Raw genomic sequence first — 24,280 nt, 5'->3', positions numbered from 1 at the left:
ACTTCGACTTCCCTGTATCTATCAGCCGGTGATCATCGTGACCACACGTCGTAACTCTACCTTACTCTTGTTTATAAAACATGTGCTATTGGGTTGCAATTGACTTAGGGCATTTATAAGTCGGCACGAACAGATAAGCTGCCGTTACTCACACATTTTCTTTCTAGCAGAAAAAAGCGAGAGAAGGCGAGTATTTTCTCCTTCTCACGCTTAGTTCAAAAATATCTAGCTTGGCTCAAAAATAGTGTGTTGGATTTGGTTTACTTCATTAACTGTAGTTTGGCGATTAAGTCTTGAGTGAGCCTAAACTTTACGAGGGCGGCCGTTTTCATCAATGGCGACATAATTAAAGGTCGCATGGCTCACTTTGCTGCGATCGCCTATCTCATCATGACTGACGGGCTTAACCCAGACCTCAAGCTCAATGGTAATCGAGGTATTACCGATACGTTGGCACGTGCCGTAGCAGCAAACCACATCGCCGACACTGACGGGCGATTTAAATGTAATGTCGTTGACAGAGACAGTGACAACGCGTCCACCAGAAATCTCTTTGGCGAGAATTGCGCCGGCTAAATCGAGCTGGGACATGATCCAACCACCAAAAATGTCCCCATTGGCGTTGGTATCGGCGGGCATGGCTAATGTACGAAGCAGCAGTTGGCCACGTGGGCAGTTGTTTTTATTGTCAGGCATGGTTCTCTTCACATCTTATCGCAAAGGGGGCATGCACCCCCTTTTTTATAGAACAGATAAGAATTGTGACCGCTAACACAGCATTTGGGCAAGTTTTTATTGGTCTGAGTTGCTCTCTTTGGGCATATGGCGATAGATATACACCCCAGTTGCAATCATAAACAGGAAGGTCAGGATTAAAGTGCCGAAAACCTTAAAGTTCACCCAGGTATCAAGCGGCATACTATAAGCAACATAAATGTTCACGCCGGCTAATAGGGAAAAGAACCCAGTCCAGGCCCAGTTAATGGTGCGCCACACGCGTTCTGGCAGTGTAATCTCTTTGCTGAGCATATTCTTAATCAAAGGCTTACCCATCGCCTCGGACACCGCCAAGCCAATGGCGAATAAGACATACACAATGGTGACTTTCCACTTGATGAAGTTGTCATCGTGAAAAAATAGCGTCATGCCGCCAAATATGGCGACCAGAACGGCGGTGATGATTTGCATCTTTTCAACGCGTTTATACAACGCCCAAACCAGCACAACTTGCACTAGGGTGGCGATGATCAGTGCACCGGTTGCCATATAAATATCGTAAAATTTGTATAAGGCAAAAAAGATAATTAAAGGGATAAAATCAATCAGTTGTTTCATAACGCCGCCGCGTAACTAGGTGTATTTAAGCTAAGTATGTACGCAGTGTACCCAAATGCGTAGAGAGGGGAAACGACAAGGCGGAGAGAGAAAAGATAACAAGGTAGGCGCCTTGGCAGGGGGGGGGCCAAGGCGCGTTGAAGATTAAATCCAATCCCAGCCGAACACCAGTAGCATCAGTATCGGGCAGATAACACGAACATAGCCTGGCCAGATTTTCCAAAACCAGGTTTCACCGAGCTCAGGGCTGCCTTGCACCAGTTCTTTCAAGATTTCATTGCGGTGCCATAGCCAGCCTGCAACCAAAGCAAACAGCAGGCCAAGGATAGGCTGTGCGTACTCGGTGGTGACGGTAACCACCAAGCCAAACAGATCGCCAAAGTTGTAAACAATCACCGCCGAGGCAATGGTGATAAGGCCGCCAATCCACCATACCGCTTTCTCTCGTGATTGACGGAATTCCTCAGTAGCACAGGCTACAGGTACTTCAAGCAATGAGATGGCTGAGGTGAGGGCGGCAATGACCATCAGCAAGAAGAAGGCAAAACCGACAAAGATGCCCGCTGTTCCCATGGTGTCGAACATGGCAGGGAGGACACTGAATACCAGTGTGTCACTGCTGAGAAGCGCGCCTGCATCGCTGTAGATAGCCACGCCATTGTGTTGGGCAACAAACATGGCAGGCATGATCAATAGCCCCGCAATAAAGGCGATGCCCGTATCCAGCAGTGCTACTTGTGCAGCGGTTTTAGGAATGTTGGCGGTTTTGGACAAATACGAGCCGTATACCATCATCACGCACACACCCAGAGAGAGTGAGAAAAACGCTTGCCCCATGGCACTCACGACCAGCCCCGGCGAGAGGTGCGACATATCTGGGATCAGGTACATCTTCAGCCCTTCCATCGCGCCAGGCTGAAATAAAATGTAAACCACCATGATCACGAACAGTAAAAAGAGGACGGGCATTAAACGTGAGGACCAGCGTTCGATCCCGTTAGCAATACCATTACGGACCACCAAAATCGTCGGCACCATAAAGCACAGCATTAATGCGAGGTTACGGGTCTCGCTAAATGACTCTAACCATGCTGCCGCATCGGTAAAGCCTATTAATGCAAGTAAGGGGGAGACCATATAGCCCACCAACCAACCGGCCACGATGGTGTAAAAGCTTAAAATGCCAGTCGCGCCGAGTAAGCCGACTAATCCAAGTAACCGACCAATCCATTTTTGTCCACCGGATACGGCTGACAGTGAGCGAACGGGGTTTGCATTGCCATAGCGTCCAATAGTGAGTTCTGCTATCAAAAGGGGATACGCTAGGACAAAGACCATCAGCAAATAAATAAACAGAAAAACGGCGCCGCCGTTTGAGGCTGTTTGCGTGGGGAAACCCCAAATGTTGCCGAGCCCAATCGCAGAGCCGGCTGCCGCCAAGATAAACCCTAATCGGGATGAAAATTGTGCGCGTTGTGTGTTTGCCATACCTACTCGATATCGTATTCGATAATTAATTGATTTTTATGGGCGCATACTCAGTTGCTCCCGTCAGGTGCTCGCTCATGGTGTAAACTAATAATTACACTATGAGACGAGTGGTTCCCTCTACAAAGACTCGTAAGTAAACCAGTTTATGCGTAGAATTTGAAGATCATGCCGTACGTAATGCCATCATATCGCCACATTTCCCCATATTCTCTCTCCGTGTGATTACTTAGTGTGCATCGATAAGGTGAATCCGCTGCCTATAGTGAGTATCACAGTGGCTTTCTCTATCGCAATTATTGATTTAACACATTATTAACATTGCTGCTTTGGGTCACGTTAAAATGCACCTTAAGGTGCACTTAACATTACTCTGGTGTGGCATTTATCACGATTTTTACGCCGCTTGTCTTTTTCTAAAGACAAATCATGGCTTGCACCGAGTGGCAAGCTAGGCAGAATAGAGAAAGCGAGAGAACACGCTTTCGTCAGTTATTATTAAGGTGTGCAATTAGGCATGGAAAAAGTCTACGAGATCGTAACCTTACTGTTGCTCCTGGTCTATTGGTTAACCATTGCTGGGGTGACAGTCCGAGTGGTATTCAAGCGCCGCGCGCTGGGTGTATCGATCGCTTGGTTAATGATCATTTATATCCTCCCGATCGTGGGGGTGATTGCCTACCTGCTATTTGGCGAGCTTAACCTTGGTAAGACGCGTGCAATGCGAGCAAAAGCGATGTTTGAGCCATATCGTCAATGGCTGCTCAGTTTGCAGGCGTGCCCTGCACATCGTCCTCAGCATATCAATGAACAATCTCACCATGTCAATCGACTCTGCCATGCCCGAATTGGTGTGCCGGAGCTCACCGGCAACCAGCTGGCGTTGCAAACAGAACCGGCCGATATTCTTAAGTCGATCGCGCTTGATATTCGCCAAGCGCAAAAAAGCGTCGATATGGTGTTTTATATTTGGCATCCCGGCGGCCATGCCGATGAAGTTGCGCAGGCGGCCTGCGATACCGCCAAACGTGGGATCCCCGTGCGTATTATGCTGGACTCTGCCGGCAGTAAAGTTTTTTTCCGCAGCAAATGGCCACATGCAATGCGTGAAGCCGGCGTTGAGCTGATTGAAGCTCTTGCCGTGAATCCATTTCGGATGTTCTTCCGTCGCCTTGATATTCGCCAGCACCGCAAGGTGGCGATCATTGATAACCATATTGCCTATACTGGCTCGATGAACATGGTGGATCCTCGCTTTTTCAAGCAGGACGCGGGGGTCGGGCAATGGGTGGATGTAATGGTGCGGGTCTCGGGCCCTACGGTACCCGTTCTAAGTAGCGTGTTTGCGTGGGATTGGGAGGTGGAAACTGGGCTACGCGACTTGCCGTCATCGCCAGAGTGTTTGCTGATTGAAGATCACCAACATGCCAATCACGCGGTGCAAGCTATCCCGTCTGGACCTGGCTTGCCAGAAGGGATGATTCAACAAGTGCTGACTCTGGCTATCCATCAAGCAGAGAAGAGCATTGTGATCACCACCCCGTACTTGGTGCCAAGTGAAGGTCTGATGGTGAGCTTACAAACGGCCGCGCAGCGTGGGGTGTCAGTCACTCTGATTATTCCCGAGAAAAATGACTCCTTGATGGTGGAGTGGGCGAGCCGCTCGTTTTTTGAGGATTTAATGTCAGCAGGGATAGAAATCTACCGCTTCGGTGGTGGGTTATTACATACCAAATCCGTGTTGGTCGATGAGCAGTACTGCCTCGTGGGTACGGTTAACCTTGATATGCGCAGTTTATGGCTGAATTTTGAACTCACGCTGACCGTCGACGATCCCGAGTTTTGTGCGAGTATTCATGCGCTACATCGACACTATTTGGCACAATCGACCCGCATTAGTGCGGACGCTTGGCAACAAAGACCGGTCTATCATAAGCCGATTGAGCAGTTCTTTTACATGTTTAGCCCGCTGTTGTAAGGGGGGCTGAGTCGCCGGGCGAATTCATTTACCGTATGCAGTATTATTGAATAAGTATTTGTTTTTGCATGGGGTGATGCAACAAGAATGTAACGATCTATGATCTTAAGCAATACAAAGCTGGATAGTCCTCCATCCCTTATGGCTAAGCACTATAATAGGGAGTGCCCCAAGTCGAGTGATAGGAGGCTAACATGTCTATCCATTCACGTAGTTATACCTTAAACACCACTCCCGCGCGTCAAGCGCATGTGCGGGTGATCCCCAATGGCAATGTGACGGTGCACATCGCCGACGAGGAAAGCCCTCATCTCGCTGAATTTGATGAAGTGACGTTTCAGCGCAAAGGAAAAATCACCCAGTTATTGGCTGAGCATATTGAGCCTGGCAAACACGATAATTGGGCGTTACCTTTGAACCATCGCGATGCCAACGAGCTCGCGACATTGATCGATCAAGCTCAAGAAGAGTTTGAGATATTAATGCGCGACCTGAGCTAACACCCTGACCCACCAGTGCGTTCACTGGTGGGTCTTTTTTATCTTCATGACGTGTGGTCTGATCGTATTGACTCCCCCTGTCTCAATTATGCGAATTATCAATAAACCCGCTTGTTAGCACTGTTCAATATGCATCCTTTTGAAGCACACTAGTCGCAAGTCCGCCACACACGTGGCGAGATGCTAACAGGTGGCTCATTCTGGGCACGCAATACGCTTGGTCAGGGTGTGTCTGGTACGCAACCTAAACCTGTTTTTGTTGAGTGGTAACGGTTGAGCGACAGCTGGTAAACACAACCGTAGAGACGTAAATGGTGAGCGATGAACATACAATCATGCCCAACCTATATAACGGTATTTTGCGCGTCGACGCGCGTACTCATTCCCTTCGTGGTGGTATTTGTCTCTGTGCTCGCATTAGACAGCGCACAAGCTTCACTTCGTCTTCCTGTATCTCTGACCCTCACGGTGGGCGATGCGGAGCGTATCACGTTTGATCGCCAACAATTAGATAGATTGCCCCACATCGATATCAGTACACACACGCCTTTTACCGCCGGGTTGCAAACCTTTCGAGGAGTCAAACTATCAACATTGCTTGAAGCCGCCAATGTCTCGCACTATCAAGCATTGACGCTTCATGCAATGAACCGCTATCAGGCACGTTTACCACGGGATGTGGTAACACGCTATCAGCCCATTATTGCGTTTGAGCGCAATGGTAAACCGATGACCATTCGAACATTAGGGCCACTTTGGTTGATTTACCCTTTGGATGATTACCCGCAACTGCAATCCGATCGCTACTACGAGACGATGGTTTGGCAGTTAACAGACATTGAGGTTGAGCCTTGAGGAGGCATGAATGATGAGAAGTAAGCAATTGAAGATCATGCCTGCTAAGCGCGTGATCTTGGTTGGCTGTATCGCCTTAATGGCAGTCGGCGTGGTGTTGACGACGCACAAGATAACCAGTTTATCGGATCGGTTAACCAGCAGCCAAAGCAAACTTGTATGGTACATGCTTAGCTTGTCCAAAGAGTACGATGCACTGATGACGTTGCTGGCACGCTATCAAGGCGGAAAGAGCAGTTTTGATAATGTGGCGGTGCAGCATGAGATCTTGTGGAGCCGCTTTCCTGTCGCGATCAATATGGCTCGCGAACACACCGCATCACAGCCCAATCCTAGGATGTTGCTTAACGCGATATATCGCGATCTTCAGGCGAGCGAAGCTAGCTTCTATGCCTTACGCTTTTCTACACACAATATTGGTGACGTGATGGCGCGCTATCGCCAACAGCGGCAACAGCTGGAAGACTACTTTGCGCAGACACTGTCGTTGCCAGGCAATGGTTATCGAGAACACACACGGCTTCTTAATCAACTTGGGCAGCTGACCACCATGATGACATTGGGGATGATGGCGGTTGGTGCGACGGTTCTGCTGCTTATCGCGCATGACGCGAAACGTTACTACAAACTCGCCCGAGAGGATCAACTGACTGGCCTGAATAATCGACATTGGCTGTTTGATGCCTTGAACCACCGCTTTGCGACCTCGACAGAAGGGGTGGCCATTTTAGTGATCGACTTAGACGGGTTTAAGGCGATAAACGATACGCATGGGCATGATGTGGGTGATGTGTTTTTGCGCACACTGGCAAAGCGCTTTGCTGATGAACTCCCTAGTCATGCCGTTATCGCGCGATTAGGTGGCGATGAATTTGCGGCGATAATTCCCTATCAAGAGGCAAATATGCCTGGTGAGATAGCGACGACCCTGGTCAATATTGCGCAGCGACAATCGGTATTGCTTGGCCACCGGTGCAAAGTGTCAGCCAGTATTGGCCTGGCATTCGGGCAAAATAACATCAGTGGTGAAAGGCTACTGAGGTATGCGGATACGGCGATGTATGCGGCAAAACACGGCGGTAAAAACCAATATCGTGTTTACCATGACGCGATGCAAGCATCTGACCACCGACTGCACAGTCGTGGCGCGCGTCGACCAGCGCTGGAGAGCGACGACAGCAATGAAACACAGACTGATCAGGGTGATGCATTTAAGGTTTCGCTCGCGACAATCCGCCAAATCAGTAAACCTAATGCGCGTGAATGACGCTATCGCGAGCGTTAATAGGTGGGTGACGTGAAATGGGCAGGCAATCCTGCCCATTGTGGTAACTGGCGCCGTTTTATTGTTGCGTCGCCGCTTTCATTTCATGGACAAACTGCGTGAGCGTATGGAGCATCGTAGGTACATCATGTTGATGGTGCTCGATGATCTTCACCACCGCCGAGCCAGAAATGGCGCCTGCCGCCCCGGCGCTAATTGCCGCTTTGACTTGCTCAGGGGTCGAGATGCCAAAGCCAAGCAGCGGGCGCGGTGCTTCATGATGATGCAAGGTGCCGAGTAAGTGTTCAACAGGCGTTCCCGCCTTGGCCTCTGCCCCCGTTACCCCCGCGCGCGACACCAGATAGGTATAGCCACGACCGAGCTCCGCCACCTTAGCTAAGGTTGCATCGTCTGCGTTGGGTGGCGCAATAAAAATCGGATCAATACCCTGTGCCAAGGCGTGATCACGAAATGGCGCAGATTCAGCAATTGGCACATCTGCCACGAGCACCGAATCGACACCCACTTCCGCGCAGCGAGTATAAAAAGCGTCAACACCACGGGCGTAGACGAGGTTAGCGTACATCAGCAGCCCAATCGGCACGTTAGGGTGTTTTTCGCGTATCGCTGCCAACATTTCAAAGCAGGTATCGGGGGTGGTGCCTGCCGATCTTGCTCTAATGGTTGCATCCTGAATGGTCGGGCCATCGGCCAATGGGTCAGAAAACGGCATGCCGAGCTCAAGCGCGTCGGCACCGCCCTCAACCAAGGCATCGACCACGGCGAGTGATTGTTCTGGATTTGGATCCCCCAAGGTGACAAAAGGAACAAAGGCACCTTGCTGTTTGGCATCCAGATTTGCGAACATCGCTTGATATCGAGTTGATGATGCCATCATGACAGCTCTCCTTTGCCTTCTAAAATGTCATATACAGTAAAGATATCTTTATCACCACGTCCGGACAGATTGACCACCAAAAGCTGCTCTTTTTCAGGATCAGCGGCAATCATTTTTTGGGCTTGAGCCAGTGCATGGGCAGATTCTAGCGCGGGAATAATACCTTCGTTGCGCGCAAGTGATTGAAACGCTTCTAAGGCTTCATCGTCGGTGACCGCCGGATATTCGGCGCGACCAATGGCGTTAAGGTGCGCATGCTGCGGCCCCACCGACGGGAAGTCCAATCCGGCTGAGACTGAATACGACTCTTCGACTTGGCCATATTCATCTTGCATCAATGGGGATTTCATACCGAAGAAAATACCGGGCTTGCCGTGCTTTAAAGGCGCGCCGTGTTGATCGGTATCGAGTCCTTTGCCCGCGGGCTCAACACCAATTAAACGCACGTCTTTGTCATCGATAAAGTCAGCAAACATGCCAATGGCGTTTGAGCCACCGCCCACACAGGCGATTACCGCATCCGGTAAGCGACCTTCTACCTGCTGAATTTGCGCACGGGTTTCCTCACCAATAATACGCTGAAATTCGCGCACAATGGTCGGGAAGGGGTGCGGGCCCGCTGCGGTACCGAGCAAATAGTGGGCGGTATCATAGTTGGCTGACCAGTCGCGCATCGCTTCGTTACATGCATCTTTTAACGTCGCAGAGCCCGCATGTACTGGGATCACAGTGGCACCCATCAGCTTCATTCGAAACACATTAGGACTTTGGCGCTCAACGTCTTTGGCGCCCATGTAGATGCGGCATTTCAGTCCCAGTAGCGCACACGCCAGCGCAGTCGCCACACCGTGTTGGCCGGCTCCGGTTTCGGCAATGATTTCTGATTTGCCCATACGCTGGGCAAGCATCGCTTGGCCCAGTACTTGGTTGGTTTTGTGCGCACCACCGTGCAGCAAGTCTTCACGCTTAAGATACAGCTTGGTGTTCGTCCCTTTGGTGAGGTTGCGGCAAAGCGTCAACGCGGTGGGTCGTCCGGCATACTCTTGCAGCAGGCGGATAAAATCGTCTTTAAAGTTCGGATCGTCTTGGGCATCAATAAACGCCTGTTCGAGCTGATCCAGCGCAGGCACCAGAATTTGGGGCACGTACTGACCACCAAATTCGCCAAAATACGGGTTAAGCTTGCTCATAATTATCCTTTTACGTCTTTAACTGGGGGCCGAGATACGTTGACTGTCTTGGCGACATCTATCCTCTCAGCCAAATCAATCATCTCGGCAAATCAACTATCTCGAAAAATCAATAGCGGCGAAGGGCGCGGAACGCCGCTTGTAACTTGTTGGCATCTTTCACCCCGGGCGCATGCTCGACGCCGGAGTTAAAATCCAGCCCAAGGCACCCTTGTTCAGCCGCTTTGGCCGCATTCTCGGGGGTGAGCCCGCCGGCAATCATGACTTTGTCTTTGGCGGTTTTAGGGATCAAGTGCCAATCAAAGGTTTTACCCGTGCCGCCAGATTGTTGGCCGACTCGGCTGTCGATAAGGTGGCGGTCAGCATTCACGCCATCTAAGGCCGGTGCGACATCAGAGACACCGTGCGCTTTCCAAATTTCACAGTGCTTAGGGAGCTTTTCGCGCAGTGCTTGTAGATACGCTGCGTCTTCATCACCATGCAGTTGCACCGCGTGAAGGCTAAGCTGTTGTGCGTACTCAGCCACGGTATCTAGCGCATGATTTTGGAACACGCCCACATAGCGCAGCGGCGCGCCTTGCTGTACGCGCTCGGCCACGGCGGATGTCACCGCGCGCGGGGAGTGCTCAACAAAAATAAGTCCGCCGTAGACAGCGCCAGCGTTATAGGCGGCGAGGGCATCATCAGCGGTGGTAAGCCCACAGACTTTATTTTCCCCCAAGATCACTTTACGTAGCGCAAGGGTCAGATCAGGTTCTGCCATTAATGCACTGCCAATTAAAAAGCCATCCGCGTGGTGGGCAAGATCGCGCACATGACGGTGGCTATGAATACCACTTTCTGAAATCACGATCGCTTTTTCGCCCACTTGTGGTGCTAAACGTTTGGTGCGATCGCGATCGATGCTTAAATCACGTAAATTCCGGTTGTTAATCCCAATCACCACCGCCCCTAAGGCATTGGCACGTGCGAGCTCGTCTTCGGTGCTCACTTCGGTAAGCACGCCCAGCTTTAGCGACTCGGCTAAATCGGCCAGCTCGCGGTATTCGGCGTCGTCGAGTACTGACAGCATCAATAAGATCGCATCGGCTTGATAATGACGCGCGAGGTAAACCTGATAAGGGTCGATAATAAAATCTTTGCAAAGCACAGGCGCATCGACTTGTGCGCGCACGATCGGCAAGAAGTCAAAACTGCCCTGAAAGTGGTCCTCGTCCGTCAGGACTGAAATGGCCGCGGCAAAGGGTCGGTAGGCACGGGCAATACTGGCCGGATCGAAGTCTTCTCGAATCAACCCTTTTGAAGGCGAGGCTTTTTTGCACTCCAAGATAAACTGTGACCCCGGCGCGGCAAGTGCAGCACGAAAATCGCGATCACTGGGCGTCAGTTGGTCGATAAAGCTATCCAGCGGCTGAGTGCGCTTGCGCGCGGCCACCCAGCGTTTTTTGTCATCGACAATGCGGCCTAAAATGGTGTCGTTGAGGGCTGAGGTGGTCATACTGCGCTCCTTTGTGCTAACGCTTGCATGATGGTGTAAGGCTTGCCCGACGCCATCACGTCCAAGGCCTGTTGTGTGTTTGCTTTCAAGTCTTCTTGTCCGAATAAGCGTAGCAAGAGTGCCACATTGACAGCCACCGCGGCTTGCTGGGCGTCTGTGCCTTTACCTTGCAAAATCGCGCTGATCATCGCGCGGTTCTGCTCCGGCGTGCCACCGGCAATGCTGTCCAGCGGGTATTCGGGTACACCAAAATCGCTGGGGGTTAGGGTGTAATGCTCAATTTGGGTCGGGGTGATTTCTGCCACCGTTGTGGGGCCGTGGATAGCTACTTCATCCAGACCGTCACCATGAACCACGGCCGCGCGCGTCATGTTGAGGTTTTGCATGGTTTGTGCAATTGGCGCAACTAAGGCTTGGTCGTACACGCCCATCAGCTCAATGCTAGGTTTCGCTGGGTTAATTAACGGCCCAAGCAGATTGAAGATGGTGCGCGTTTTCATCGCTTGGCGCACGGGCATCGCGTGTCGTACGCCGGTGTGGTATTGCGGGGCGAATAAAAAGCAAACGCCCAGATTATCCAAGGCCTCGCGGGCGTGGTCGGCAGGCATCGCCAGATCAATTCCAAAGGCGGCGAGTAAATCCGATGAGCCCGACTTGCTCGATACCCCGCGGTTGCCGTGTTTGGCGACTTTTACGCCACAGGCGGCGGCGACAAAGGCGGCCGTGGTTGAAATATTAATGGTGTTTGCACCATCGCCTCCCGTGCCGACGATGTCGGCAAACGGATAACTAGGGCGTGGGAAAGGCTCGGCGTTGTCGGTGAGTGCTTTTGCTGCGCCCGCGATTTCTTCAGGCGTTTCCCCTTTAATCTTCAATGCGGTTAACGCAGCCGCTAATCGTGCTGGCTCGAGTTCACCCTTAATGATCGCACTAAACAGCTGCTCGCTTTGCGCTTGGCTGAGTGACTGTTGTTGGTAGAGCGTCTCTAGTAGTTGATCCATCACTGTACTTAACCTCGGTATTTGTCTGTTCGAGCTCCGTGCTTATCTGGCACGTGTTGTTGTTAGCGCTGGTGTTATTGTTAGCACTGATAGTAGCCACTCGCCCAATCGATAGTGTGGGTGAGCAGAGCTGCGCCTTGTGCGGTCAAAATGGACTCTGGATGGAATTGATAACCGACCACGTAGTCGGTATTGCTCACCACCGCCATTACTTTTTGATCGTCGCCATCAAACACGGTGGCGATGACATCCAAGCTGGCAGGCACCTCAGTCGCCACCAGTGAGTGGTAACGGGCCACGGTGAGTGGGGATGCCAATGGGCCAAATACCGCATGCTGTTGGTGATGCATGGCCGAAGCCTTGCCGTGCATGATGGTGCCAGCACCGGCGACTGTGCCGCCGTAGGCTTCGACGATCGCTTGCTGACCTAGGCAAATCCCCAGCATTGGCACTTGGCCGCGCAGTTTTTCAATCAATGCGGGCATACAGCCAGCGTCAGCCGGCGCGCCAGGGCCGGGCGAGAGCACCAGCAGTGGTTGGGGCAGGGTTCGAATGTGGCGAGCAATCGCCTCAGCCTCTAAATGATTGCGGAACACCGTGACCGGGTAACCGAGTGCGCGAAATTGATCCACTAAGTTATAGGTAAAGGAGTCCATGTTATCGAGCAGGACGATGTCCATTGGCGGGGTACTCATGATTGGCCTCCTTGATGGGCGGTTTGAATCGCATGGATCACCGCTTGTGCTTTGCCGCGGGTTTCGTCCGCTTCGGCTTGAGGGTCAGAATCAAACACTACACCCGCGCCGGCTTGCACGGTGGCAACGCCGTTTTCAACGTAGGCAGAGCGGATCACAATACAGGTATCCATCTCACCCGAACCGGTAAAATAGCCCACGGCCCCGCCATAACTGCCGCGTCGGCACTGTTCGGTGTCACGGATGAGTTGCATCGCGCGAAGCTTGGGCGCACCGGTGAGCGTGCCCATATTCATACAGGCTTGGTATGCATGCAGCGCGTCTAGATCGGGTTTCAGCTGACCCACCACCCGAGAAACTAAATGCATCACGTGGCTGTAGCGGTCGACTTTGAGCAAGTCGGCGACATGGCGGCTGCCGGGCGTGCTAATTCGCGCCACATCGTTGCGGGCCAAATCGACCAGCATCATGTGCTCGGCGTTTTCTTTTTCATCATTGCGCAGCTCAAGCTCAATGCGGCTATCCAAGTCGTGATCAATGTCGCCTTGGGCGGTTTTCCCGCGTCGGCGCGTACCCGCGATGGGATAAATCTCAACCTGATTAGTCGCTTGAGTATATTTAAGGGCGCTTTCCGGTGAAGCGCCAAACAAGCTAAATTGACTATCGCGCAGATAAAACATATACGGGCTAGGGTTGCCACGCTTCAACGCTCGATAAGCATTGAGCGGCGAGGGACAGGCGAGGGTGAAGCGGCGCGATGGCACCACTTGAAACACATCTCCGGCAATGACGTGCTTTTTCAGTGCGTCAACTTGCTGACAAAAATCTGAATCGGAGACAGAAACCGCAACGCTGTGATCGGTGACCACGGGCGCTTCTGGAAGCGGCGCAGGCGATAAGCAGGCTTCTTTGATGCTTTGTAAACGACGCGATAAATCCACATAGTGGGCGCGGGCGTTATCACCCCCAAATAAGGTGCCTTGTAAGCGCGCTTGGCGGTGCTGGTGGTCAATTACCAGTAAGCTTTCCGCGACATAAAACAGGTAGTCGGGGCAGTGCTCGGTGCCGTCCACCGCCGGTAGCGTTTCAGTGCTGGCCACCAAATCATAGGCAAAAAGGCCACCGATAAAGAGCGCATCGTCAGGTTGATTATCCAACGCGATACTTTGTTTGATAACACGCAGGGCATCAAACACCGACGCTTGGCGCAGACGGGCGTCTTCATCCAATAGCGCGCCATTGTCGTTGGGATGGCGGAACGTCAACGTCAGGGCGGGAAAGTCTCCATCGTCGGCCTGCGCTACCTCACAGGCGAGGGCCTTAAGCGCTGCGCTCTGGGCGATGCTCTCCAGCAAATGGCTGCCATTATGGGTGAGCGCTTTTAAGGTCACGCGCTGCCCGCGGCATTCAATGCGCACGGCGGCATCGACCAGCATCAGGCTTTTAAGGTTGCGTTTGGAGTCAATCTCTGCCGACTCCAACAGCATGCTATAAGGCTTATCTTGGCACACGGCGGCATATAACTCAGTCGGGTCGGCGACATAAGGCACTGAGAGTTGGAGCGTATCAAGCTCGCCATGTTGGGGATCATGAGTGTTCACAGCTTTCTCCCTGCCGCTTGCACAAAGGGGGTGAGTTCTTGCATCAGCTGCGCGAACATATCGCCGGTTAATGCTTGGTGGCCGTCTGACAATGCTTCGCTTGGGTTTAGGTGGCTTTCCACAATGATGCCATCCGCGCCGACGGCCGCCGCGGCGCGTGATAGTGGCGTCACCAGCTCTCGCACGCCGGTCCCGTGGCTTGGGTCGACCAACACAGGCAAATGGCTGCGCTGCTTCATCAAGGCCACGGCATTCAAATCCAAGGTATTACGTGTGGCGGTTTCGTAAGTGCGAATACCGCGTTCACATAAAATCACATTGGGGTTACCTGCATCGACAATATATTCCGCCGCCAGCAAACATTCTTCGATAGTGGCGGAAAGCCCACGTTTTAACAAGACAGGTTTGCCCGTTTCGCCTACCGCTTTGAGCAAGCCATAGTTTTGCATGTTACGTGCGCCAATTTGCAAGCAATCAATGTACTCGCACACGGCGTCGACTTGGCTAATTTCCATTACTTCTGACACGGTTGGCATGCCAGTCAGGTCACTGGCTTGTTTGAGCAGCTTTAGCCCCTCAATCCCCATGCCTTGGAAATCATAAGGACTAGTGCGTGGTTTAAAGGCGCCGCCCCGTAATACACGTGCGCCATGGGTTTTAACGCGCTCCGCCACGGACAATAGCTGTTGTTCGGATTCCACCGAGCAGGGACCTGCCATGACCACGAAGTGTTGACCGCCAACAGGCACATTGCCGATATGCACCACGCTGTCATGCGGCTGTACATCACGGCTCACACGTTTGTACTTGGTTAAAATCGGTTTGACTTCCTCAACCAGCGGATTAGCCTCAAAATGGCATTGTTGCAGCACACGTTCATCACCCAGCGCGCCCAATACAATGCGTTCCACTCCCGGCATATAAAGCGGTTTTAAACCGCATTGCTCGATTTGATTGAGGAGGGCTTTGGCATCCTGCTCGGTGGCTTGGGGCTTAAGTACAATAATCATCAAATATCCTTTTAAACTATGGTTGCCGGTTACCGTGGCTGAATGCGTGGTGGCACGATAACGCGTGATGGCAAAACTGAGAGACAAAAACGCCCGCATCAGTGGCGGGCGTTGTGAATAGGATGGCTGTCTATACAGCGCGTCACACCGCCCGTGAGGAGCCGTGCCACCAAATAAGTGCAACAGAGGTCATGGATGTCGCCAATACACTCACGGCCTGTTCGGCAGTGGGTGCAGTGTGAATCGAATGTGATCTAGACGCGGCGTTGAAATACATGCTGCGAGACTCCGTTGTGACTGTTACCCTTAGCGCCATATCGCTCCCCAAGACAGAGAAACGGTGCGCGTTAACTTGTGTACTAGTAAACTGATATTTTGCTTCTGTGTCAACGGGGAAATCGAAAAGAATGCAGAAAAAGTGCGGAATAAGCACACGATAATAAAGAGCAAAGATATTCACCGTGCTCGCTAAGCGCTGATTAACTTGGCGCATTCGCATCGACTGAGCCCGCATGGCGCGTACTCAGCCTCAGGCTGATATGACACACACTGACAGTGCCAAGGCGCGAGCACATTAAGGAAACCCGATACACCATGATCATTGATTTACACAGCCATACCACTGCCTCAGACGGCCGCCTATCACCCAAAGATTTGGTGCAGCGCGCGGTCGAGCGTCGCGTGGGCGTGTTGGCGATTACCGACCACGACACCACCGCTGGGCTGGTGGAGGCGCAAGCAGAAATCGACCATCAAAATTTGCCCCTTACGCTGGTCAACGGCATTGAGGTTTCAACCTTGTGGCAGAACTTTGATATCCACATTGTAGGGTTAAATGTCGACCCCCAGCACCCGGCATTGACCGCATTGATTGCCGAACAAGCTGAGCGACGCCAACAACGTGCTGAGCTGATTGCTGAGCGGTTAGAGCGCTCGCACTACACAGGGGCGCTCGCAGGTGCGCGCGAACTGGCTGGCGATGCGCCGCTCACCCGTGCCCATTTTGCGCGCTGGTTGGTGGAGCAAGGTCACGCAAAAACCATGCAAGCCTGTTTTAAGCGCTTTTTAACCCGAGGGAACACCGGTTATGCGCCACCGAACTGGTGCTCGATTGCAGAGGCCGTTGAAGCGATCCATGAGGCTGGGGGACAAGCGGTGCTTGCTCATCCGGGGCGATACAAACTCAAAGCCAAGTGGCTGAAACGATTACTGGCTACGTTTTCTGACGCCAATGGCGATGCTATCGAAGTCGCTCTTCCTCAGCAGTCGCAACAAGAGCGGCGTTTGCTGGCCGATTACGCGCGCGATTATGGCTTGCTGGCCTCGCTGGGGTCGGATTTTCATTATCCTTCGCCGTGGACAGAGCTGGGCCGCAATTTATGGCTGCCGAAGGACAGTCAGCCGGTTTGGTGTGACTGGATGTGGTTAGAAGCGGCTGAACAAAAATGGCAATCAGTAAATCAACTAGATAGCGACAAGCCAGACGCGTTACAATAACGAAATACGTTATATTGATAGCGATAAGGATTATCCGGCGCGCAGACCATTCACGCTGGATTTGCGGTGCGCATCCCCACGGGGTCAAGCTACAGCAGGAGGAACCATGAGTCAGTTTTTTTATGTCCACCCAGAGAACCCGCAAGCGCGGCTGATCAAACAAGCGGTGGAAATTGTCCGAAACGGTGGAGTAATCATCTATCCGACCGATTCGGGCTATGCGCTTGGCTGTCAGCTTGAGAACAAACAAGCGTTAGAGCGTATTTGCCGTATTCGTGACCTCGATAAAGATCATAACTTCACCTTGTTGTGTCGCGATTTGTCTGAGTTATCACTGTACGCACGGGTCGATAACGTTGCATTTCGCTTGATTCGTAACAATACACCTGGCGCGTATACGTTTATTTTCAAAGCGACCAAAGAAGTGCCAAAACGGTTGATGAATCCAAAACGGAAAACCATAGGCATTCGCGTACCGGATAACCAAATCGCCCTGGATTTGCTCGAGGCGCTGGGTGAGCCGCTAATGTCGACCTCACTGATTTTACCGGGTAACGACTTTACCGAATCCGATCCCGAAGCAATTCGCGATCAGTTAGAGCACAGTGTGGATTTGATTATGCACGGTGGCGTATTAGGTGAGCACCCCACCACAGTGGTTGATTTCAGTGAAGGCATGCCTGAGGTTCGCCGTCACGGGAGTGGTGATCCCGCCCCGTTTGATTAATGTCTGACTGCGGGTGAACCAACGCACAGTGTCGCGCGTAATTACCCATGCAATGTTCTTGTTCTGATGTTGCGTCAACCTGTGGTTGACCTTCCATTCCCGCCCAGCCACCTTGCTGGGCGTTTTTTTGTCCAGGTGTTTTGCGATTGACTCAGCCACAACAGCTGATATGCCGTGAACGCGTGAAACTGTTTCTCTATCTCTACGCTTATTGGTATCATTAACGGCTGGCTAACTCATTATCGTTAGCTCTTATGCCAATCGTGACAGTGATGACGCCTGTGAAGGCGACAGTAAGGTAAAAAACATGAGCGAAAAATTACAGAAGGTGCTAGCGCGTGCTGGCGTAGGTTCACGCCGCGAAATGGAAGGATACATTCAAGCCGGCCGGGTGAGTGTTAATGGTGCCGTCGCCAAACTGGGTGACCGCCTTGATGATCCCAGTGCATTGGTGCGTGTTGATGGTCATGCGGTGCAGCTTAATGCGCCTTCTGAGTCTGTGTGTCGCGTTCTTGCATACAACAAGCCAGAGGGTGAACTGTGTACGCGAAGCGACCCAGAGGGGCGTCGTACGGTATTCGATCGCTTGCCCAAATTGAAAGATGCGCGCTGGGTAGCGGTTGGCCGTTTGGATGCCAATACCTCAGGCTTAATGCTGTTCACTACCGACGGTGAACTAGCGAATCGTTTGATGCACCCAAGCCGCCAAGTGCAACGTGAGTACATGGTGCGTGTGTTTGGTGACGTGAACGAAGATATGGTGAAAAACCTTGTTCACGGCGTAGAACTAGACGATGGCGTGGCGCGCTTTGAAGATGTCGTTTATGCGGGCGGCGAGGGGATGAATCACACTTTCTATGTGGTGATTACCGAAGGACGCAACCGTGAAGTGCGTCGTTTGTGGGAAACCCAAGGTGTGACCGTAAGCCGTTTGAAGCGTGTGCGTTACGGCGATATCTATCTTGAAAAAGATCTGCCGCGTGGTGGTTGGCGTGAGATGGATCTGAAAGAAGTGAATTATCTGCGCGAAATGGTAGAGATGAAGCCAGAGTCGCAAACGGTTATCACGCCAGATGATCAAAAGCGTAAAAAGTCGCGCCAGAAGATCCGTCGTGCAGTACGCCGTTACGAAGAGCGTATCGATAGCAATGATAAGCCGAAGAAAACACGTCAGGCTCGTCGGGGTAACGCACCTGCGGCAGGACCGAAAGGTGGAAGCCCGAAAAAGGGCAATCAGCGCTCGGGCGCGCCGCGTGGTAAAGGCAAACCAAGAACGCGTAAGTAATTCTGCGTGATGTTCGCTAAAGCCCGGCCATGTGCCGGGCTTTCTATTTCTGTGTGACGCTCTAACTCGTCGCGCTCACTATAACAGTTGCAGCCTTATTATCCGTCGTATCGGTTGGCCTCTTTCACTTCAGTTATGATAATGATTATTGTTTGTGTTATCTTGGAGTTTATTTACAATTTTGTCGATAAAGGATGTGATGACAACGGCATTAGCACCAGAGCAAACAGCACGCTTTGATCGTATCGAGCGGGTTCTAGACTTTATCCACGCAAACCTTGACCAACCGCTTTCTGTCAGTGAGTTGGCCGCTCACAGCTGCTGGTCTCGCTGGCAATTGCAGCGCGTGTTCTCGGAACAAACGGGCGTGAGTGTGGCGCATTATGTGCGTGAACTAAGACTTAGCTATGCCGCCAAACAGTTGCTCTCTCGGCCCGATAGAGTGATTGATATCGCGCTGTCGTTTGGGTTTACCTCAGAGGCGAATTTTTCCCGCGCATTTCGTCAGCAGTTCGGGGTGAGTCCTCGCACGTATCGCCAGCGGGGGGTGATGGATGGTATTCGAACACCACTGCATATTACGACACTGGCGACTCCCAATCCGTCTTGGCTGTCGGTGCACATTCAAACGCGATCATCGATCACGCTGGTGGGGCAGACGTCGCCTATATTAGGCTTGTTTGCACCTGAGCCCGATTTTACTGACGTGGTGCCTAAGCTGTGGCGTGATGCGCACGAGGCTGGGTTGATTGATGTTGGTCAGCCAAGCATTGGTGCGATTGATGTGGCCAGTGCTGATACACTTCAAACCCCGTTACCCTACCTCGCCGGTCAGCAGCGAGATGCGCCGTCAAGCCTACCTTTAGCCACGTGGACGGTGCCAGAGGCGACCTATGCTGTGATTACGCATTTGGGACCCGTGAGTGAACTGCCTAAGACCTTGCATACCTTTATCTATCATTGGTTGCCTGCCTCAGGGTACCGATGCACGGATGGTATCGAGCTTGAAGTCTATCCGCCTGGATATCAACCAGAAGCCGATGACGCGGTAATGACGTACTGGATCCCGCTGGATTGTCACCATCATGCACCAAAATGAACAGTATTCACCATGCACACCTTTAAAATGCGAATGATTCCGTTTTACGTTTAATTTGCATTAAGAGGAAAATCATCATGGATATGGGTTGTGCACGCGTGCAGCAGGTTGCCAGATGGCGACTGTCCCCGTTAGCGATGGCGGTTATGGGGAGCTTGATGCTGCCATCAGCTTATGCCGAGTCGCAACACGCCGAGATGGAAACCATACAAGTCTTAGGCGACACCTACCGCAATACGGCCACTAAAACAGTACTGGCACCAGAAGAAACGCCTCAAGCGGTCACTGTCATCGACCGAGAGGCCATCGAACAGCGTCAAGCCAGTTCATTGAGTGAAGTGGTGCGCTATACACCTGGTGTAAATACTGAGCTGCGGGGTGGGGCCGTCACGCGACTCGATCTCTTTAATATTCGTGGTTTTATCAACTATCAGAACTTTTTTGATGGTCTCGCGGTACCTTACAACACCTGGAATTTACAGCCACAAATCGATCCGATTGCGATTGAACAAGTGGAAGTGTTCAAAGGGCCGACGTCGGTGTTATACGGGAATATTCCACCGGGTGGGATGGTGAATATGATCGCCAAGACGCCTAAACAAGAAGCGGCGCACCGTGTGACGATGAGCACCGACTCTGATGCGCTGCGTGAAGTGTCTGTTGACAGTACTGGTGCGATTTCTGACACCCCATTGGCGTACCGGATGGTGGCGCTGGCACGACAAAAAGATGGCCAAGCGGGAGATTCAGAAGAAGAGCGTTATGTCGTCGCCCCATCGCTAGATTGGCGGGTGTCGCCAGATACGTTGGTGAACGTTAATCTTTATTACCAAGCGGATCCAGCGGCGGGCATTTATACCTCATTGCCGGCCAACGGCTCGGTATTGCATAGTGACCAAGGCAGCCTTTCTAGCGATAGCTTTTCCGGTGACAACAACTGGAATACTTATGATCGTGAGTTTCTGATGCTGGGTTACAAGGTGCAGCACCAGCTCTCATCAAACTGGTCGTTACTGCACTCGGCACGCTACACAGATGCTGATTTGCTGCAAAAAAACATGTATCACCGAAAAAGCGATGACGGCCGCCACTATCCGCGAAACGCTTACCTAACCGATGAGACAATGGCGGCTTGGGTGGTCGATACACAGCTTTCTGGTGATTTGAACTGGGGGTCGGCACAGCACTACACCTTGTTCGGTATTGATTATCAAGATATGTCTTCCGACGTTGACTATGACGATACTTTGGCGAATGTGGTGCCGGATATTGATATTTTCGATCCCGATAATAACCAGGTTAACCCCGACTCACTCAGTTTTGCTTACCAAGAAGACCATGATATTGAAGTGACACAGACTGGCCTCTATGCCCAAGATCAGATCTTGTGGAACCAATGGGTGTTGCTCGCTGGGGCACGTTACGACGAGTACGAGTTAAAAGATGACAAGCAAACCTTAAGTAGTGCCTCAGAGAAAAACATTCGTCACTATAATCTGGCATTCCGTGCCGGTGCGATGTACCAGTTTGACAACGGTATTTCCCCTTATCTGAGTTACTCAGAAAGCTTTGAACCAACCGATATGGATAATCGGGGTAATGTGTTTGACCCTTCCACGGGTAAACAATGGGAAACCGGCCTCAAGTACTTGTCACTAGACGGTAGCACTGGCGTCAACGTGGCGTTGTTCGAGCTTAAAAAGCAAGACGCGCTGGTGAATGATCCCAACGACTCATACGCGAAAATTCAAACCGGTGAAATCCGCTCTCGTGGAATAGAGGTTGAGTTTAATCATGCACTTAGTGTAGAGACGGATGTGGCCTTAACTTATGGCTATATTGATATGGAGATCACGGATGACCCTAACCTAGAGGGCAAGACCCCAGTTTGGGTGCCAGAGCAGACTGCCAGTGCGTGGCTGAATCACCAGGTCAGTGCGGGGACACGCGTGAGTTTAGGCGCACGGTATGTGGGTGAGTCACAGGGTAACGCCACCAATACCTTTACGGTGCCCGACTATACGGTGTTTGATACCGCGATTAGTTACGATCTTTCGCAAGCATCACCGTCGCTATCAGGCGCAAAATTGTCCCTATCTGCGACCAACTTGTTCGATAAAACCACTTACAGCTGTTTTGATGAATTGAACTGTTGGTATGGGGACGAACGCAACATCAAAGCCAAACTCAGCATCGATTTTTAAATCGGTTTGCTAAAACGAGCGCCCCCAGTCTTGGGGGCGCTGTGTTTAGCGCTTAGGTTGTGCATCAATGCATTGGCCGTGCTCGCCAATACCTTCTGGTGCCATCAAATACAGGTAAAGTGGCATAATATCGAGAGGCGTTTTGAGCGTGTCAGGGTCTTCTCCTGGGAAAGCGCTCGCGCGCATACTGGTGCGGGTACCGCCTGGGTTGATGGCGTTGACACGGACCTTGGTATCAGACATTTCATCCGCCAGCACTTGCATCATACCTTCGGTCGCGAACTTAGAAATAGCATAGCTGCCCCAATAAGCACGCCCTTGGTGGCCGACAGTCGATGTGGTAAACACTACGCGGGCATCGTCAGACTTTTTCAATAATGGCAGCAGAGCTTGCGTCATAAGCATGGTGGCTTTGACATTCACCTGCATCACATCGTCATGAGATTTTTCATCAATCTGATCGAACGGGCTCAGCACACCGAGCAAGCCAGCATTATGCAGTACGCCGTCTAAGCGCCCGAACTGTTGTTCAATGGTGTCTGCCATATCCAAATAATGCTGACGCGTGGCACCCAGCATATCCAATGGGATAATCGCTGGTTGTGGCGCGCCCAAAGCATCGATTTCATCGTATACTGCTTCAAGTTTTTTCACGGTGCGGCCGAGAAGGATGACGGTGGCGCCTTTCTCTGCATAGCTAAGTGCGGCTTGGCGGCCAATGCCAGCGCCCGCACCGGTCACCAAAATCACACGCCCGTCAAGCGCGTTTGAGCTTACTTGGTAGTCCACGATATAAATCCTTATTTATTGTTAAACGTAGATTATTGTAAGGTTGCGGGTAAGGTGTGACAACCAAGTGCGTGATGTACGGTTAACGGCATTGCCAACATAGCGACAAAAAAGAGGATACAACATTGGATTTCATTGCGGATTATGGGCTTTTTCTGGCAAAAGTCGTCACTTTCTTATTAGCGGCATTTGTATTGGTCGCTTTAGTGCGCGCCGCGAGCGACAAAGGGGGGCAAAAAGGTAGCCTAAAGCTCACTGACTTAACTGAGCGGTTTAAGCATTATCGTCAATCGCTAGAGCAGCACTTGTACAATGAATCTTCGTTAAAAGCGCGAGAGAAAGACGAGAAAAAAGCCAAGAAGAAAGAAGAAAAGGCGCAAAAAGCCGCAGCCAAAAAGCAAAATGAGCCATCGGCTCAACGGGATCCACAATTGTTTGTGATCCACTTTAAAGGCAGCATCGATGCCCGCGAAGTGGAGGCGTTGCGAGAAGAAGTCACGGCGATTTTGTCGGTAGCAACCGAACAGGACGAAGTCTTGGTCAACGTCGAGAGTGGCGGCGGTATGGTGCATGGCTACGGCCTAGCGGCGTCTCAGCTGGCACGCTTCCGTCAAGCAGGCGTGCCCTTAACCGTGGCGGTTGATAAAGTGGCCGCAAGCGGCGGGTATATGATGGCATGCGTCGCGGATAAGTTGATTGCAGCGCCGTTTGCGATCATTGGCTCGATTGGGGTGATTGCCCAGCTGCCCAACTTTAACAAATTGCTTAAGAAGAACGATATTGAATTTGAGCAGCTGACCGCCGGTGAATTTAAGCGCACGCTAACCATGTTTGGTGAAAACACTGACAAAGCGCGCGAGAAGTTCAAAACGGAACTGGAAGAAACCCATGGCCTGTTCAAGGCGTTTATCAGCGAATACCGCCCGTCTCTTAATGTCGATAAGGTTGCCACCGGTGAACACTGGTTTGGTAACCAAGCATTGAGTCTGGGATTGATTGATGAGGTCTGTACCAGCGACGAGTATTTGTTCCAGGCGGCGAATAACGAGCGAAAAGTGCTGTCGGTGTCTTACCATCAGCGTAAAAACATTGCTGAAAAGCTTGCTGGCGCATCCGCGGAGGTGGCAGATCGTGTGCTGCTAAAATGGATTAGTCGTGGTCAGCGTCCGTTGGTTTAACTCACTTCCCGAGTGCTGCCTGTTAGCGTTGGGCGATAAACAACGGAAGAAAATAGCGGTAACAGGCGCACGATAATGAGCGAAATAGCCATAATAATGTGAGCCAAGCCAAAGATTACCGCATCCATTTAGCTATTTTGCGTGCGGCAATGGTAATGATTAGCGCGTTTTTGCCGGAAACCGGCATG

General features: G+C 51.7%; 21 protein-coding genes and 1 other annotated feature. Of the genes, 10 read left to right on the top strand and 11 right to left on the bottom strand.

Annotated features, from left to right (window positions below; translation table 11 throughout):
• Nucleotides 1-303: 303 nt before the first annotated feature.
• The 3 genes from yciA to WN56_RS02390 form a co-directional block, all read right to left on the bottom strand.
• Nucleotides 304-696, bottom strand: coding sequence for an acyl-CoA thioester hydrolase YciA (gene yciA, locus WN56_RS02400; protein ID WP_046073443.1), 393 nt, complete (start codon nucleotides 694-696; stop codon nucleotides 304-306).
• Between the two features lie 96 nt (nucleotides 697-792).
• Complete coding sequence (locus WN56_RS02395; protein WP_046073442.1) at nucleotides 793-1,335, bottom strand: septation protein A; 543 nt, start codon at nucleotides 1,333-1,335, stop codon at nucleotides 793-795.
• A gap of 144 nt (nucleotides 1,336-1,479) precedes the next feature.
• Nucleotides 1,480-2,823, bottom strand: a complete 1,344-nt coding sequence (locus WN56_RS02390) for a sodium-dependent transporter (protein ID WP_046073441.1) — start codon at nucleotides 2,821-2,823, stop codon at nucleotides 1,480-1,482.
• Nucleotides 2,824-3,340: 517 nt separating this feature from the next.
• Between WN56_RS02390 and cls the strand changes: the two genes are divergently transcribed.
• The 4 genes from cls (at nucleotide 3,341) to WN56_RS02370 (ending at nucleotide 7,423) form a co-directional block, all read left to right on the top strand.
• Entirely contained in the window at nucleotides 3,341-4,801 is a 1,461-nt protein-coding gene (gene cls, locus WN56_RS02385; RefSeq protein WP_046073440.1) for a cardiolipin synthase, read from the top strand.
• Between the two features lie 194 nt (nucleotides 4,802-4,995).
• Nucleotides 4,996-5,301, top strand: coding sequence for a hypothetical protein (locus tag WN56_RS02380; RefSeq protein ID WP_046073439.1), 306 nt, complete (start codon nucleotides 4,996-4,998; stop codon nucleotides 5,299-5,301).
• A gap of 321 nt (nucleotides 5,302-5,622) precedes the next feature.
• Nucleotides 5,623-6,156, top strand: coding sequence for a molybdopterin-dependent oxidoreductase (locus WN56_RS02375; protein ID WP_052707999.1), 534 nt, complete (start codon nucleotides 5,623-5,625; stop codon nucleotides 6,154-6,156).
• A gap of 10 nt (nucleotides 6,157-6,166) precedes the next feature.
• A complete protein-coding gene (locus tag WN56_RS02370; RefSeq protein WP_046073438.1) occupies nucleotides 6,167-7,423 on the top strand; it encodes a GGDEF domain-containing protein in 1,257 nt (418 codons plus the stop codon).
• A 76-nt stretch (nucleotides 7,424-7,499) separates the two neighbouring features.
• Here WN56_RS02370 and trpA read toward each other — a convergent pair whose 3' ends face one another.
• From trpA to aroF, 7 genes are all read right to left on the bottom strand, one after another.
• Nucleotides 7,500-8,315, bottom strand: coding sequence for a tryptophan synthase subunit alpha (gene trpA / locus WN56_RS02365; RefSeq protein ID WP_369795685.1), 816 nt, complete (start codon nucleotides 8,313-8,315; stop codon nucleotides 7,500-7,502).
• Nucleotides 8,315-9,508 (bottom strand): tryptophan synthase subunit beta, encoded by a 1,194-nt coding sequence (gene trpB, locus WN56_RS02360; protein ID WP_046073436.1) that lies wholly within the window; start codon nucleotides 9,506-9,508, stop codon nucleotides 8,315-8,317. Before trpB ends, trpA begins: the two co-directional genes overlap by 1 nt.
• Before the next feature lie 109 nt (nucleotides 9,509-9,617).
• Entirely contained in the window at nucleotides 9,618-11,006 is a 1,389-nt protein-coding gene (trpCF, locus tag WN56_RS02355; protein ID WP_046073435.1) for a bifunctional indole-3-glycerol-phosphate synthase TrpC/phosphoribosylanthranilate isomerase TrpF, read from the bottom strand.
• On the bottom strand, nucleotides 11,003-12,007 hold the full coding sequence (gene trpD, locus WN56_RS02350; protein WP_046073434.1) for an anthranilate phosphoribosyltransferase: 1,005 nt from the start codon (nucleotides 12,005-12,007) through the stop codon (nucleotides 11,003-11,005). Before trpD ends, trpCF begins: the two co-directional genes overlap by 4 nt.
• A gap of 80 nt (nucleotides 12,008-12,087) precedes the next feature.
• Nucleotides 12,088-12,702: an aminodeoxychorismate/anthranilate synthase component II gene (locus tag WN56_RS02345; RefSeq protein WP_046073433.1), complete on the bottom strand. Its 615-nt coding sequence runs from the start codon at nucleotides 12,700-12,702 to the stop codon at nucleotides 12,088-12,090.
• Nucleotides 12,699-14,303 carry an anthranilate synthase component 1 gene (locus WN56_RS02340; RefSeq protein WP_046073432.1) on the bottom strand — a complete coding sequence of 535 codons (1,605 nt, stop codon included), beginning with the start codon at nucleotides 14,301-14,303 and terminating at the stop codon, nucleotides 12,699-12,701. The genes WN56_RS02345 and WN56_RS02340 overlap by 4 nt, the downstream gene beginning before the upstream one ends.
• Nucleotides 14,300-15,313, bottom strand: a complete 1,014-nt coding sequence (gene aroF / locus WN56_RS02335; RefSeq protein ID WP_046073827.1) for a 3-deoxy-7-phosphoheptulonate synthase — start codon at nucleotides 15,311-15,313, stop codon at nucleotides 14,300-14,302. The genes WN56_RS02340 and aroF overlap by 4 nt, the downstream gene beginning before the upstream one ends.
• An 83-nt stretch (nucleotides 15,314-15,396) precedes the next feature.
• Nucleotides 15,397-15,491: a sequence feature (Trp leader region), on the bottom strand.
• Nucleotides 15,492-15,907: 416 nt separating this feature from the next.
• Here aroF and WN56_RS02330 point away from each other — a divergent pair.
• From WN56_RS02330 to WN56_RS02310, 5 genes are all read left to right on the top strand, one after another.
• Nucleotides 15,908-16,810: a PHP domain-containing protein gene (locus WN56_RS02330; RefSeq protein WP_046073431.1), complete on the top strand. Its 903-nt coding sequence runs from the start codon at nucleotides 15,908-15,910 to the stop codon at nucleotides 16,808-16,810.
• A 106-nt stretch (nucleotides 16,811-16,916) separates the two neighbouring features.
• Nucleotides 16,917-17,537 (top strand): L-threonylcarbamoyladenylate synthase, encoded by a 621-nt coding sequence (locus WN56_RS02325; RefSeq protein WP_046073430.1) that lies wholly within the window; start codon nucleotides 16,917-16,919, stop codon nucleotides 17,535-17,537.
• Nucleotides 17,538-17,844: 307 nt separating this feature from the next.
• Complete coding sequence (gene rluB, locus WN56_RS02320) at nucleotides 17,845-18,822, top strand: 23S rRNA pseudouridine(2605) synthase RluB (protein WP_046073429.1); 978 nt, start codon at nucleotides 17,845-17,847, stop codon at nucleotides 18,820-18,822.
• Nucleotides 18,823-19,021: 199 nt separating this feature from the next.
• Nucleotides 19,022-19,921 carry an AraC family transcriptional regulator gene (locus WN56_RS02315; protein ID WP_046073428.1) on the top strand — a complete coding sequence of 300 codons (900 nt, stop codon included), beginning with the start codon at nucleotides 19,022-19,024 and terminating at the stop codon, nucleotides 19,919-19,921.
• A 77-nt stretch (nucleotides 19,922-19,998) separates the two neighbouring features.
• The gene (locus tag WN56_RS02310) at nucleotides 19,999-22,125 is read left to right on the top strand and encodes a TonB-dependent siderophore receptor (RefSeq protein ID WP_231637388.1); all 2,127 of its coding nucleotides are present in this window, start codon (nucleotides 19,999-20,001) and stop codon (nucleotides 22,123-22,125) included.
• Between the two features lie 45 nt (nucleotides 22,126-22,170).
• Here the strand turns inward: WN56_RS02310 and WN56_RS02305 are convergent, their stop codons facing one another.
• Entirely contained in the window at nucleotides 22,171-22,914 is a 744-nt protein-coding gene (locus WN56_RS02305) for a YciK family oxidoreductase (protein ID WP_046073427.1), read from the bottom strand.
• A 125-nt stretch (nucleotides 22,915-23,039) separates the two neighbouring features.
• On the opposite strand from WN56_RS02305, the gene sohB reads away from it, so the two are divergent.
• Entirely contained in the window at nucleotides 23,040-24,092 is a 1,053-nt protein-coding gene (gene sohB, locus WN56_RS02300) for a protease SohB (protein WP_046073426.1), read from the top strand.
• The last annotated feature ends 188 nt before the right edge of the window (nucleotides 24,093-24,280 follow it).

Origin of the sequence: Salinivibrio sp. KP-1 (genome assembly GCF_000968645.1) — a bacterium.
Classification (GTDB): Bacteria; Pseudomonadota; Gammaproteobacteria; order Enterobacterales; family Vibrionaceae; genus Salinivibrio; species Salinivibrio siamensis.
The sequence above is the reverse complement of the archived record's forward strand: the minus strand, read 5'-3'. Positions and strand labels throughout refer to the sequence as shown.

Excerpts from the sequence above, each read along its gene's own strand:
- yciA (WP_046073443.1), bottom strand. The coding sequence starts at position 696 with ATGCCTGACAATAAAAACAACTGCCCACGTGGCCAACTGCTGCTTCGT.
- WN56_RS02395 (WP_046073442.1), bottom strand. The coding sequence starts at position 1,335 with ATGAAACAACTGATTGATTTTATCCCTTTAATTATCTTTTTTGCCTTA.
- WN56_RS02390 (WP_046073441.1), bottom strand. The coding sequence starts at position 2,823 with ATGGCAAACACACAACGCGCACAATTTTCATCCCGATTAGGGTTTATC.
- cls (WP_046073440.1), top strand. The coding sequence starts at position 3,341 with ATGGAAAAAGTCTACGAGATCGTAACCTTACTGTTGCTCCTGGTCTAT.
- WN56_RS02380 (WP_046073439.1), top strand. The coding sequence starts at position 4,996 with ATGTCTATCCATTCACGTAGTTATACCTTAAACACCACTCCCGCGCGT.
- WN56_RS02375 (WP_052707999.1), top strand. The coding sequence starts at position 5,623 with ATGAACATACAATCATGCCCAACCTATATAACGGTATTTTGCGCGTCG.
- WN56_RS02370 (WP_046073438.1), top strand. The coding sequence starts at position 6,167 with ATGATGAGAAGTAAGCAATTGAAGATCATGCCTGCTAAGCGCGTGATC.
- trpA (WP_369795685.1), bottom strand. The coding sequence starts at position 8,315 with ATGGCATCATCAACTCGATATCAAGCGATGTTCGCAAATCTGGATGCC.
- trpB (WP_046073436.1), bottom strand. The coding sequence starts at position 9,508 with ATGAGCAAGCTTAACCCGTATTTTGGCGAATTTGGTGGTCAGTACGTG.
- trpCF (WP_046073435.1), bottom strand. The coding sequence starts at position 11,006 with ATGACCACCTCAGCCCTCAACGACACCATTTTAGGCCGCATTGTCGAT.
- trpD (WP_046073434.1), bottom strand. The coding sequence starts at position 12,007 with ATGGATCAACTACTAGAGACGCTCTACCAACAACAGTCACTCAGCCAA.
- WN56_RS02345 (WP_046073433.1), bottom strand. The coding sequence starts at position 12,702 with ATGAGTACCCCGCCAATGGACATCGTCCTGCTCGATAACATGGACTCC.
- aroF (WP_046073827.1), bottom strand. The coding sequence starts at position 15,313 with ATGATTATTGTACTTAAGCCCCAAGCCACCGAGCAGGATGCCAAAGCC.
- WN56_RS02330 (WP_046073431.1), top strand. The coding sequence starts at position 15,908 with ATGATCATTGATTTACACAGCCATACCACTGCCTCAGACGGCCGCCTA.
- WN56_RS02325 (WP_046073430.1), top strand. The coding sequence starts at position 16,917 with ATGAGTCAGTTTTTTTATGTCCACCCAGAGAACCCGCAAGCGCGGCTG.
- rluB (WP_046073429.1), top strand. The coding sequence starts at position 17,845 with ATGAGCGAAAAATTACAGAAGGTGCTAGCGCGTGCTGGCGTAGGTTCA.
- WN56_RS02315 (WP_046073428.1), top strand. The coding sequence starts at position 19,022 with ATGACAACGGCATTAGCACCAGAGCAAACAGCACGCTTTGATCGTATC.
- WN56_RS02310 (WP_231637388.1), top strand. The coding sequence starts at position 19,999 with ATGGATATGGGTTGTGCACGCGTGCAGCAGGTTGCCAGATGGCGACTG.